Here is an 11,105-nt window from a genome sequence, read left to right as displayed (position 1 = left end):
TTCAAGCACTTACTTGATCGCCAGGCTGGAGAATTGCGCTGCGGCGGCCGCTCGGGTGGACACGCCCAGCACTTTGAGCAGGCTAGAAACATGTATACGCACAGTGAAAGGCGAGATACCCAGGTCCTTGGCGATTTCCTTGTTGGTTTTACCGGCAGCCACCAGGCCAAGTACTTGTTTCTGACGGGCAGTAAGAGGGCTTAGCGCATTAACGGCCGATTCGTTGAAAATTGATCCTTCAGACTTGTACTTGACGACGACTTCGCCCTGACGGATAGCGACGATGGAGTCGGTTATTTCCTGCGGGTCGATGTTCTTGCCGATAAAGCCATCAGCGCCGTTCAACATGACTTGGGAGATGGTCTCCGGATCATCGATCATCGAGACCACGATGATCGAGGTGCGTCGGAACTCATTGCGCAGTTCGGCGATGGTGTGCATCGACTCCAGACCGGGAAAGCGCAGGTCGAGAATCAGTGTGTCAACTTCGTCACCGGAGCGCGCCAGCGTCAGCACTTCATTGAAATTGCCGGCTTGCTCAATGAGTGCTTCTGGCAGTAGACGTTCGATGGTGCGCAACATGCCTTCGCGAAATAAGGGGTGGTCGTCAGCCACTATGATTCTGCACGCCATGCCTCTGCTTCCGAATTTTTAGTCGGGTTATCATACTCGATAGCAACAATATGTATCGCCTGTGATACAAAATTAGAGTCATTATTTACGCGCTGCCGCGACACTCTGGAAAGGCCGGTTTGCAGGACGCCAATCAGATGATGGTGGCGACTGAAGTGTAATTAAGTTGCCGTGCAAGATGGCACACCACAAGCCTGTACTGCGCACGATCCCAAGCGGTATGAGTTCGCAGTAAATCGAGGTGCGTTGATGGACGACCGGAAAAACGCTGAACGGGATCAGGCAACGCTGAGGCTGATCGTGGCAACCTGCGCGATCATCTATGTGTCGCTGGTGGGGTTTCTGCCTGGGCTCGATGTAGCGAAGTATCAACCGATCATTCTCTATTACGTCGCCTTTCTGGTGGTGTCTCTGATTCTGCGCCAGCACATCATCACTTACCCGGGTGTGTTTCCGGTGCGCCGTGTCTTCGGGATGGTGCATGACTACACCGCAATTTCCGTCGGCCTGGTCGTGGGTGGTGAAGCAACGCTGCCGATTTTCAGTGTGATGGTCTGGGTGACCCTGGGTAACGGTATGCGCTTCGGCTCGCGTTATCTGGCGATTGCAGCCTCGCTCGCGCTGCTGGCGATATTGATCATCTATCAATTGACGCCTTACTGGCAGGCGCAACCATTTGTGGTGCTGATGCTGATCGCTGTCACAATTCTGGTGCCCGGCTACGCTCACATTTTGTTGGTAAGGGCTCGGCAGGCGTCAGAGCAGGCGACTGTCGCCAACCGTGAAAAAGAGCGTTTTCTCGCTCAGGCGAGCCATGATCTGCGCCAGCCCATTCACTCCATCGGCATGTTCACTGCGTGCCTGCGCGCCAGCCCGCTTGGCGAATACGAGCGGCAACTGGTCGACAACATCGATCGTTCCCTGCACAACCTTTCGCAGTTGTTTCGATCGATTCTGGATATCTACACGCTGGACAGCGGCAAGGTGTCGGCCAAGTCGGACGTGGTCAATCTGGGCGACATGCTCAATGAAATCGTGCAGCAAAATACGGCGGCTGCCCGATGGGCCGGCGTGGAGTTGAGAGTCAGGCCTTGTCGACGCTGGGTCAGAGTCGATGCCACCTTGCTTGCCACGATGGTGCAGAACATTCTGTCCAATGCACTCAAATATGCCCCCGAGCACCCGGTGCTGATCGGTGTGCGTCGCCGCAACGGTGGCTTGTCGATCAGCGTGCACGATCAGGGGCGTGGCATTGCGGCGGAGCATCTGCCCAAAGTCTGCGACGAGTTTTACCGCATCCGGCATGTGCGCGACAAGGACGTGGAAGGCGTAGGGCTGGGGTTGTCCATCGTCAAGCGACTCAGTCAGATTCTGGAAGTACAGATCACTATCGATTCGCGGGTCAACCGCGGCACCACGGTGACCATTCACGGACTTGAAGAAGTGAGTGCTCCGGTACAGCCTGTGCGCAGAAAACCATTGGGCGACAGCCTGCTAAAAGGCGTCAGGATCTGTCTGGTGGAAGACGACCGCAACGTGCTGATGGCCACCGCCGCATTGTTGGAGCGATGGGGGTGCGAAGTCCAGACCGCGCTTTCAGCCGAGGGCCTGACTACCAATTGCGACATCATCGTCGCCGATTATGATCTGGGTACGACGGCCAACGGCCTTGATTGCATCGAAAGCATAAGGGCTGCCCGAGGCTGGGACGTACCGGCACTCATCGTCACCGGGCGAGAGATGGACGTCGTTCTTGAATCGTTGCATGGCGCGGAAGTGTCCGTACTGTCCAAGCCGCTGCGACCATCGGAATTGCGCCTGAACCTGTTGTCGGTTCGCGAGAGGCGGGTGAATGTGCCCTGATCTGGCCAGGGCACACAGGGCATCAACCAATGAATGGCCCACGAATGTCTGACGGTGGAGGCACGTCAGGGAATGGATAGACGCAGACCGGATCAGGCTTGATCACGCCAACACCGGGTACCGGCATGATGGTGAAATCAGCACCACCGGACACCCGCTGCAATTCGGCATCTGTCAGTTCATGAGTGTTAATGGTTTCTAGGGGCCGGGACATCATGTCAACTCTCCTGGTCGCTATGAGCGTTTTCACTGAGGCCGCCAACAGCGACAGCTGCAAACATGCCGGCGAATCCAATGTAGCTCCATTGAAAGTCCAGGCTGGCGGCGATCAGAAAAGAAACCGCTGTGAGCCAGAACAGTAATGACGAATTGACGGCTTTCCCAAATACTTTATAACGATCGGATGTCATAGGGTTCTCCTAAGTACTGCATAAGTGCCTGTAGCACAGTGTTCACGCAGCATGACAAAACGTGTTATTGCGCCATCTGGTAGCTTTGGAACGCATCAAAAGCGCTGACAGCTGCTACACCGGCCAGTATCACTCCGGCACCGACCGCAGTCGCAGGCGCCAGAGCGGTAGCCGCCACCACCACACCAATGGCCGCAACGCCTTCGCCGGTGCTCATGCCACCGTTGATCTGTGACATTTCCTGCTCGTTGAGTTCGCGCATCATCAATTCTTTATTCATGGATCATTACCTTTTTATGGAGTCAGTTACTACCTGACGGGTAAGTAAGCCGATGCTCGTCAAGGCTGTTCAGACACAGCCTGTTCCGCGCTAAAGGCAGCGACAATACTCAACGAGTGCGCAGTTAAATCAAATAGTGCAGGTGTGCTAAACGGCACGCACTGGCAGAGTTGCGCAACGCTCCGCATCACACGTGCAGGGCTGTCCAGTCTTCGATCAATCCGGCATACAACTCGACGCATTGGTGAAGTTTGTCGACTTCACAATACTCATCGACCTTGTGCGCCATAGCGGGCTCCCCCGGGCCGAGAATAAGGGTGGGCGGATAGCCGATGGCGGGGAGCAGCACGGCAGCATCGGTAAAGTAGGGCACTGCCTTTTCCTCCAGGGGAGCGTCATGCAAGGCCTGGCAGCGTGCAAAAACCTGTTGCACCCAAGGCTCGTCGGGGCTGGCACAAATACCAGGCAGATCAATCAGGGTGCTCAACTCCGCGCTGCTGCCCAGGTGGGCCGCCAGCCGTCCGCGAATTTCATCGTGGTCCAGATTCGGTGCAGTGCGCAGGTCCAGGGTGAACGCTGCGTAGTCCGGCACCGAGTTGATGTTCAGGCCGCCGCTGATGGTGCCGACGTTCAGCGTCGGCTTGCGCATGAGTGGATGTGCAGGGCCTACTTCAAAGGTCTGCGCGCGGCCAATGTGTTCGGCGGCCAGGTAGATAGCGTTCACGCCTTCTTCCGGCATGGCGCCGTGGGCCGTCAGGCCATGGCTGGCGCAGCGCAGCCATAACGCGCCTTTGTGCCCGAGTATCGGGTAGTTGGCCGTCGGCTCTCCGATCAGCAGTGCGCCCAGTTCACCGAGCAAGTGGGGCGCGTCACTGCACAGTGCCTTGGCGCCGTCACAGCCGGTTTCCTCTCCGCCGGTGAGTATCAGGCGAACGCCGGGCCCGCGTCGAATGGAATCACGGCTGCGCTGGCAGGCCACGATGAAGGCGGCAATGCCCGCTTTCATGTCGCTGGATCCTCGCCCGTACAGCCGGCCGTCGGCAATCTCACCGGCAAACGGCGAGTGACTCCAGGTGGCATTGCCGAGCGGTACGGTATCCAGGTGGCCGGTGAACCCCAGCGGTTTGCCGGGGCCGTCGCCCTCAAGCCAGGCGACCAGATTGAAACGGCGCTCACCGAAACGCTGCAGCTCGCAGACAAAACCGTGGCGGCTCAGCTGCTCGGCAAGAAAAGCCGCACACGCTTCCTCGTCGCCCGGCGGGTTGAGGGTCTGGAACGCTAACAGTGCACGGGTCAGGGCTATCGGGTCATCGAGCATCGGAGCCTCCGGTCAGGTACGGCGGGTCAGCCAGTCGAGGCTGTTGATCCAGAAGCGGCGATAGCCTTCCCAGTCGAGAAAAGCTTCCGGCAGCCAGTGTTCGGAAAGGTCGCTGGTCCAGGCCAGAGAGCGTCCGGCACCGACTTCGCGCGCGGCAAGCAGCGGGTGCCGAGAGCCTTCGACGGTGGCCAGCAATTGAGCTTCGGGATGCAACTCAACTTCGTTGTAGCCAAGCAGGTACGGCCATTCGCCGCCCAGGCCTTGCAGTATCGGGTGATCGCTGTTGATCTGCGGCAGAAAGCCTTCCGGCACTTCGACACGATCGTCGTAAGGCAGGCAGCGCACAGGCAACACTTCCTCGACAGGCGTTCCGCGGTAGCGCGCGCCGCCGTTGATGCCTTGAAAGCTGAAGTAGCCGCCGACCATCATCAATGCACCGCCCTGCAAGACGTATTCGCGAAGGGCTTTGAGGCGGTTGGGCGTACGCTTGCCACGCAGCCAGGTGTCCGGGTGCAGCAGCAGGGTATTGGCTCCGATGTCGGAGAGGATCACCGCCTGATACTGACTGAGTGCTTCAACCGTGGCCGGAAAGTCAGTCTGTGCCTGATCGGCGCACATCTGCGTGATCTGATAGTCGCTGTCTGCCATCGCCGCAAGCAAACGCCGTGCGCCATTGTGCGCGGTGACGCTGTCGAACTGATCGAAGCCCTTGATGTGGGTTGACGTGCTGACCCATGATTCGCCAGCCAGCAATACGGACTGTTTCATGACGTTGCATTCCTCTGCGATGAAAAAGGAGCCTGGAAGCCGCGCTGGAAGACCCGGCGCGGGTTGTCGATCAAAAGGTTTTCGAGTTGTTCACCGGTAACGCCATGGCGGCGCAGGCGCGGGACAAAGTGTTTCAGCAGGTAGCCATAACCATGGCCGCCGTAACGGGTCAGCATGGTTTTCAGAAAGACGTCCTGAGACAACAGCACCTGCGAGCCGAAGCCGTGCTCGATCAGAGCGACGATGGCCCGCGCGTTTTCTTCATCGCTGGGCGACTGCGCGTGCTCGTCGGCGAAGTAGTAACCCATGCCGATCATGTCGTATTCCAGAAACGCGCCGCGTGCCGCCAGCGCATGCTGATACGCAGGGTCGCTGTGGCTAGGGTTCATGTGGCACAGCACCGTATGGCGCAGGTCGGCGCCTTCAGCCTCAACGATGTCCAGTACCCGATGGCCGAGGCGCTCCCAGCCAGGCAGGTGCACCGAGAGCGGCACGCCGGTCGCAGCACTTGCACGGGCTGCGGCGCGCAGTGATTTTTCTTCGTCAGCCGTGAACGCGGCAGAAACACCAATCTCGCCGATCAGGCCGGCAATCACCTCGGGCTTCTCTTCACCGCCGCCCACGTCATGAATGATCTGCTCCGCCAGTTGTTCAACCGAGCGTTCGTGCACGTAATGCGGGTGCGAGGGTTCCAGATAGAAACCGGCACCCATGATGATATTCAGGCCGGTCAGACGGGAAATCCGCTGCAAGGCCTGCGGGTCGCGGCCGATGCCCAGATTGGTCGGATCGACCACCGTTTCCCCGCCCAGCGCCCGGTACTTCAGCAGTTCTTCGCACGCGAGGTCGACATCGAACAACTGACAATTGTCCCGGCTGACCAGCGGGTTCATGTGCAGCTCGCCGAGCAGTTCGATGCTCACCGGGCGCTCGGCCAGGTGCCGTTCGCCGCAGCAACTGGGTGCGACCCATTTGCCCGATGCGTCGAGCAGAATGTGTTCGTGCATCAAAGTGACGCCAAGGCGCTCGACCGGCATTGGCCCCAGCACCGTCATGGCATGGCCGCTGTCGACGCCGAGTGGAAGGGGTGAAGGATGACGAAACAGGCTCATGCTCCAGCCCTCCCGAGTGGGCGGCCGGTACGTAGAATGCGTGTGTTCAGCCAGATCGCCAATAGTACGATCAGGCCCGTGGCGATTTGCGTGTAGAACGGTGAGACGTGGGCCAGAATCAGCCCGTTCTTGATCGCTGCCATGGTCAGTACCCCCAACAGTGTGCCGACAATCGTGCCGAAGCCACCGAACAGGCTGGTGCTGCCGAGGACCACGGCGGCAATCACTTCCAGTTCGAAACCTTCGCCCTGATTCGAGGAGCCACTGCCCAGCCTGGCCGTGACGATCATGCCGGCCAGGGCGGCCGCCATGCCACTGAGCATGTAGACCCGCAGCAGCACCCCGCGATGATTCACCCCGGCACGGCGCACGCTTTCAGCGTTGGCACCGATACCCGTGAGGTAGCGGCCAAAGCGCATTTTGCCGAGCACCAACACCCCGCCCAGTGTGACCAGCAAGGCCAGCCAGGCGGTCAGCGGCACGCCGAGAAACCAGCCGCGACCCAAGGCCAGAAACGCTGCTTCCTCGCGTGGAACGGGGATCGAATAGCCTTGCGTCAGCAGCATTGCCAAGCCACGAATAATGGTCAGGGTGGCCAGGGTGACGATAAAGGCCGGGATGCCCGCGTAGGCGATGAAGTAGCCGTTCAGCGCCCCGATCATCGCGCCGACGGCAAGCCCGCCGAGCAGAACCAGCGGCCAGGGCAAATGCCAGGCATTGAGTGCCATGGCTGCCAGCGCACCGACCAGCGCCAGGGTCGAGCCAACGGACAGGTCGATGCCGCCGGTGGTGACCACCAGCGTCATCGCCACCGCGACAATCAGTAACGGCGCGTTTTGCCGGATAACGTTGAGCAGGTTGGCACCGCTTAAAAAGTTATCGGTCACCAGCGCGAACAGCACAAAGCACAGGGCGAAAAACAGGCCGATGCTGACCACGCCGGGAAAGTCGTGCAGCAGGCGCTTGAACAGCGACTGCGGCAGAATGCGTTGGCGCGTGAGATCGAGCGTTTTCATGGCGTCATATCCTTTCAGGCGCTAGCGGAGCGGGCAGTGAATTTGTGCCCGACGATGAGTTCGACGACCTCGTTGAGGTCGGTGTCGGCGATCCTTCGCTCGGCCAGATTGGCGCCGTCATACATCACCATGAGGCGGTCACAGACCAGAAACAGGTCCTGCAACCTGTGGGTGATCAGAATCACGCTGACGCCTTGGCGGCTGATGGTACGAATCAACTCCAGCACCGCTTCGACTTCGGCTACCGCGAGGGCAGCGGTGGGCTCGTCCATGATCAGAACCTTAGGCCCGAAGGCGGCCGCGCGGGCAATCGCAACGGCCTGGCGCTGGCCACCGGAAAGGTGTCGTACCTGCGCGCGGGTATCCGGAATGGTGATGCCCAATGCTTCAAGAATCTGCCGTGCTTCGCGGTGCATGCGCGTCTCATCGAGCAACGGCACGCCGAGCACGCGGCGCATCGGTTCGCGGCCCATGAAGAGGTTTCCGGCCACATCGACGGTGTCACACAGCGACAGGTCCTGATACACCATCTGGATATGGCAGCGCTGTGCATCTGCCGGACCGGTGAAACTGACTTCCTCGCCATCGATGGCGATTCGTCCGCTGGTGGGGAGCTCCGCACCTGACAGAATCTTGGTCAGCGTGGATTTGCCTGCGCCGTTGTCGCCCACCAGCCCCAGCACTTCACCGGGCTGCAACAGCAGATCGACACCGCGTAACGAGGCTATCGAGCCATAGTGTTTAGTGATGGCACTCATCTGTACCCGAGGCACTTCGCCAGGCGTCTGCATGCTGAGCCCCTTATTTGAATTCGGCGCGATAGGCTGCCAGGTTGGCTTTGGTCACCAGCGTGACGGGAATACTCTGTTCGCGAGCCACGGTTTTTCCGGACAACAGCGCCAGTGCCGACTCCACCGCCGTCTTGCCCATGGCCTGCGTGTTCTGTTGCACCACCACCGCGACAGAGCCGTCATCCAGACCCTGCACTGCCTGAGAGGACAGGTCCCACCCGAAAATCCTGACCCGCTCGCCCGCACCTTGCGACATGCTCGCGGCAACCGAGCCAATCAGGGCGGGTTCGCCAGTGGCATAAATGATCTGCAGATCAGGGTTGGCGGTCAGCAGGTTTTCCGCCGCCGCCTGGGCGGTGTCCTGCACATTGTTACCGTCGACGGTATTGACGATCTTCGCCTGGCTGGCGGTCTTTGCCAGGCCCTCGCGGAAACCGTCCAGACGCAGATTCTGTACATAAGAGCCGAGGGCTCCGACCACGCCGATGCTGGCCTTGCCCGCCAGTTCGCGGTTGATGTATTCGCCGGTGTACTGGCCGATCTGTCGGGCTGCCTCGCGGTTATCCACACCGACCTGTACGGCATTGTCGCCATTAATCACAGCGTCGATTGCCACCACCGGGATTCCCGCCTGCGCAGCTGCGGTGACCGCAGGTTTGATACCGTTGACGTCGATGGCGCAGACCAGAATGGCGTCGACCTTGTCCTGAATATAGGCCTCGATGGCGTCGTTCTGGGCTGACGGATTGTCGTTGGCGTTGAACACCACCAGCTCTGCTCCGGCAGCTTTCGCCGCAGCCTGTGCGCCCTGGGTAATCTGGGTGAAATACAGCGCCTGCTGGTTGACCTGTACCAGAGCCAGACGTTTGCCGGTCTGGGCCTGAATGATGGGTGACAACGCCAAGGCCAGAACAGCGCCGAGGGTCAGGGTGAAACGCTTGCTAAAACGCAGCATTGCCATCCTCCTAGTCTGTTTGCCGGTGCGGCAAATCAGATCGGTAAACCGGTTTACCAGTCGTTTCAAAAAAAAGACAAATGAGCTTTGTCTTCAGGTTTGAGAACTGGAGAAAGCAGATTGTGTGCCATTTTTTTCACGATCCTGGCCAGTCACCGTACGTCCTTGATGCGCCACAGTTTTCCGCAATCATCGGCTTTTCAGGATGCCGATGGCAGTGCACCGATTTAAGGCCGGGTGTTACTGGTTGCCCCGCAATCAGTCACTGCGCTTTGCTACCGTGCCCCGGCAGATCAACTCTACGGGTACGCGCACGACGTCCTGTGTACAGTCGCCGCCCGCCATGCGCTGCAGCAGTTGCGCCACACCGAGACGGCCAAGCTCTCTGGAGGACTGGCGGATGGTACACAGCGGCGGGGTCAGCAGGCTGGCGTAGACGGCGTCGTCGAAACCCACCAGCGACATGGCGCCGGGCACGCTGATATTGCGCTCACGCAGGACATCGAGTACGCCCAGAGCGATGAAGTCACTGGCGGCGAAAATCGCCTCCGGAGGGTGGGGCAGGGTGAGCAACTGAGCGGTTGCGATACGCCCGAACTCACGGCTGTAATCCCCGAAGCACAGGTATTCCGGCACCTCTGCGATGCCCGCCAGCGCCAGCGCTTCCCGGTAGCCGGCATAGCGCTCGCGGGCACTCATCAAGGCTGACGGCCCGGACACATGAGCGATGCGTCGATGGCCATGGCGGATCAGATAGTCAGTCGCCAGGCGACCGCCCTGATGGTTGTCGGCGAACACTTTGGGCTGCGAGGTGCCGGGAACGTCTTCGTCGAGCAGAATGATATTGCGGTAGCTCGCCAACTGACTGGCCAGCGTGCCGTCGTCCGGACGGTTGCTGACCAGTAGCAAGCCATCGACGTTACGTGAATCCAGCCAGCGCACAAAGGTGCTTTCACGTTCAAGCAGGTTGCGGGTGACACACAGCACCAGGTTATACCCGTTGGCGGACGCCTCTTCCTCGGCCGCGTCTGCCAGCTCGGCAAAAAACGGGTTGGCGATGTCCGGCAGCACCAGACCGATGGTCTCACTGCCGCCTTTGCTCAGGCGTCGGGCCAGACTGTTGCCCCGGTAGTCCAGCGCCTTGATCGCCGTGTCGATACGTTTCGCGGTCTCCGGCGGCAGGCTGATACTTCGATTCAGGTAGCGCGACACCGCAGCTTTGGAAAGGCCGGCATGGTTGGCGACATCCTGAAGTGTTACGGGTCTGGTCATGGCGGTCGGATTTTATACCTGAAAAACGAAGCATTGACGTGAGGTGCCGGTATCTTCTCATGCGTGCCCGAACAGCCCGACGATTTTCTCTGCGGGTGACGTCGAAAAAATCCATGTGGGGCGTTGGTCGGCCAGATCTCGTTAACCTTTTGCACGTTGGCGACACGCTCTGCTCGGGCAAATGTGTGCGGTCTGGAGCTTTTAGTGGGTCACTGAATATGGCGCATTATGTATATGTTGTCGTATGACTTATGTCTGATCACTTCACACACTACGATCACGCAAGTAGCTTAGGTATTCATTGCATTGGCTTTAAGACATTCGCCACGAATGTCGATCACTTACAGTGATGGTTCTCCATTGAAGAAGTCCCTCTTGTTTGCTTAATGGAACCGCACAGCACACTGCGACACTCATTTACTCAATTTTCCAGTAAATGCGGGCGATGAGTGTTTGCGATGAATGCCATTCAGCCAATTATAAGCTCTGCTTATTTTCAATATTCTCTCGGTGATAGCGACTGGCTGCTTTCTCGGGTCTCTTCATTATCAGCAGGCGTTATCCATGAGTGGATCAACCCGAAAAGTGGCTATTTGCCTTGTGAGTATCGGTTGATGGCATTCAAGTCTGATAACGGTCCTGATGCCTGTAACTCCAGGGACGAATGTTCATCGCGTGCCGCAAGAC

The 11,105-nt window shown here is 59.0% G+C and carries 12 protein-coding genes; 1 reads left to right on the top strand and 11 read right to left on the bottom strand.

Annotation, left to right across the window (positions count from 1 at the left end):
* Nucleotides 1-9: 9 nt before the first annotated feature.
* Nucleotides 10-633, bottom strand: a complete 624-nt coding sequence (locus tag LCH65_RS23550; RefSeq protein ID WP_003430766.1) for a response regulator transcription factor — start codon at nt 631-633, stop codon at nt 10-12.
* Between the two features lie 249 nt (nt 634-882).
* Here LCH65_RS23550 and LCH65_RS23545 point away from each other — a divergent pair, with 249 nt between their 5' ends.
* Entirely contained in the window at nt 883-2,496 is a 1,614-nt protein-coding gene (locus LCH65_RS23545) for a hybrid sensor histidine kinase/response regulator (RefSeq protein WP_003371205.1), read from the top strand.
* A gap of 22 nt (nt 2,497-2,518) precedes the next feature.
* Here LCH65_RS23545 and LCH65_RS23540 read toward each other — a convergent pair whose 3' ends face one another.
* The 10 genes from LCH65_RS23540 to LCH65_RS23495 all read right to left on the bottom strand — a co-directional run bounded on the left by LCH65_RS23540 (nt 2,519) and on the right by LCH65_RS23495 (nt 10,418).
* A complete protein-coding gene (locus LCH65_RS23540; protein WP_096120350.1) occupies nt 2,519-2,710 on the bottom strand; it encodes a hypothetical protein in 192 nt (63 codons plus the stop codon).
* Nucleotides 2,711-2,714: 4 nt separating this feature from the next.
* On the bottom strand, nt 2,715-2,906 hold the full coding sequence (locus LCH65_RS23535) for a hypothetical protein (protein WP_003430765.1): 192 nt from the start codon (nt 2,904-2,906) through the stop codon (nt 2,715-2,717).
* A gap of 64 nt (nt 2,907-2,970) precedes the next feature.
* A complete protein-coding gene (locus LCH65_RS23530; protein WP_003371213.1) occupies nt 2,971-3,186 on the bottom strand; it encodes a hypothetical protein in 216 nt (71 codons plus the stop codon).
* Nucleotides 3,187-3,373: 187 nt separating this feature from the next.
* Nucleotides 3,374-4,504 (bottom strand): M20 family metallopeptidase, encoded by a 1,131-nt coding sequence (locus LCH65_RS23525; protein ID WP_058416298.1) that lies wholly within the window; start codon nt 4,502-4,504, stop codon nt 3,374-3,376.
* A gap of 12 nt (nt 4,505-4,516) precedes the next feature.
* Nucleotides 4,517-5,272 (bottom strand): glutamine amidotransferase, encoded by a 756-nt coding sequence (locus LCH65_RS23520; RefSeq protein ID WP_003430764.1) that lies wholly within the window; start codon nt 5,270-5,272, stop codon nt 4,517-4,519.
* Nucleotides 5,269-6,384 (bottom strand): phosphotriesterase-related protein, encoded by a 1,116-nt coding sequence (locus LCH65_RS23515; protein ID WP_044310429.1) that lies wholly within the window; start codon nt 6,382-6,384, stop codon nt 5,269-5,271. Before LCH65_RS23515 ends, LCH65_RS23520 begins: the two co-directional genes overlap by 4 nt.
* Nucleotides 6,381-7,400 carry an ABC transporter permease gene (locus tag LCH65_RS23510; RefSeq protein ID WP_003371220.1) on the bottom strand — a complete coding sequence of 340 codons (1,020 nt, stop codon included), beginning with the start codon at nt 7,398-7,400 and terminating at the stop codon, nt 6,381-6,383. The genes LCH65_RS23515 and LCH65_RS23510 overlap by 4 nt, the downstream gene beginning before the upstream one ends.
* A 14-nt stretch (nt 7,401-7,414) precedes the next feature.
* Nucleotides 7,415-8,191: an ATP-binding cassette domain-containing protein gene (locus LCH65_RS23505; protein ID WP_226439844.1), complete on the bottom strand. Its 777-nt coding sequence runs from the start codon at nt 8,189-8,191 to the stop codon at nt 7,415-7,417.
* A gap of 10 nt (nt 8,192-8,201) precedes the next feature.
* Nucleotides 8,202-9,146: a substrate-binding domain-containing protein gene (locus tag LCH65_RS23500; RefSeq protein ID WP_003371225.1), complete on the bottom strand. Its 945-nt coding sequence runs from the start codon at nt 9,144-9,146 to the stop codon at nt 8,202-8,204.
* Nucleotides 9,147-9,404: 258 nt separating this feature from the next.
* Nucleotides 9,405-10,418 carry a LacI family DNA-binding transcriptional regulator gene (locus LCH65_RS23495; protein ID WP_226439843.1) on the bottom strand — a complete coding sequence of 338 codons (1,014 nt, stop codon included), beginning with the start codon at nt 10,416-10,418 and terminating at the stop codon, nt 9,405-9,407.
* Between the last annotated feature and the right edge of the window lie 687 nt (nt 10,419-11,105).

Source organism: Pseudomonas sp. MWU16-30316 (genome assembly GCF_020515645.1).
GTDB lineage: Bacteria > Pseudomonadota > Gammaproteobacteria > Pseudomonadales > Pseudomonadaceae > Aquipseudomonas > Aquipseudomonas cerasi.
This window is presented reverse-complemented; position numbering and strand designations above follow the sequence as displayed.

Excerpts from the sequence above, each read along its gene's own strand:
- LCH65_RS23525 (WP_058416298.1), bottom strand. The coding sequence starts at position 4,504 with ATGCTCGATGACCCGATAGCCCTGACCCGTGCACTGTTAGCGTTCCAG.
- LCH65_RS23515 (WP_044310429.1), bottom strand. The coding sequence starts at position 6,384 with ATGAGCCTGTTTCGTCATCCTTCACCCCTTCCACTCGGCGTCGACAGC.
- LCH65_RS23540 (WP_096120350.1), bottom strand. The coding sequence starts at position 2,710 with ATGTCCCGGCCCCTAGAAACCATTAACACTCATGAACTGACAGATGCC.
- LCH65_RS23510 (WP_003371220.1), bottom strand. The coding sequence starts at position 7,400 with ATGAAAACGCTCGATCTCACGCGCCAACGCATTCTGCCGCAGTCGCTG.
- LCH65_RS23500 (WP_003371225.1), bottom strand. The coding sequence starts at position 9,146 with ATGCTGCGTTTTAGCAAGCGTTTCACCCTGACCCTCGGCGCTGTTCTG.
- LCH65_RS23550 (WP_003430766.1), bottom strand. The coding sequence starts at position 633 with ATGGCGTGCAGAATCATAGTGGCTGACGACCACCCCTTATTTCGCGAA.
- LCH65_RS23535 (WP_003430765.1), bottom strand. The coding sequence starts at position 2,906 with ATGACATCCGATCGTTATAAAGTATTTGGGAAAGCCGTCAATTCGTCA.
- LCH65_RS23505 (WP_226439844.1), bottom strand. The coding sequence starts at position 8,191 with ATGCAGACGCCTGGCGAAGTGCCTCGGGTACAGATGAGTGCCATCACT.
- LCH65_RS23495 (WP_226439843.1), bottom strand. The coding sequence starts at position 10,418 with ATGACCAGACCCGTAACACTTCAGGATGTCGCCAACCATGCCGGCCTT.
- LCH65_RS23520 (WP_003430764.1), bottom strand. The coding sequence starts at position 5,272 with ATGAAACAGTCCGTATTGCTGGCTGGCGAATCATGGGTCAGCACGTCA.
- LCH65_RS23545 (WP_003371205.1), top strand. The coding sequence starts at position 883 with ATGGACGACCGGAAAAACGCTGAACGGGATCAGGCAACGCTGAGGCTG.
- LCH65_RS23530 (WP_003371213.1), bottom strand. The coding sequence starts at position 3,186 with ATGAATAAAGAATTGATGATGCGCGAACTCAACGAGCAGGAAATGTCA.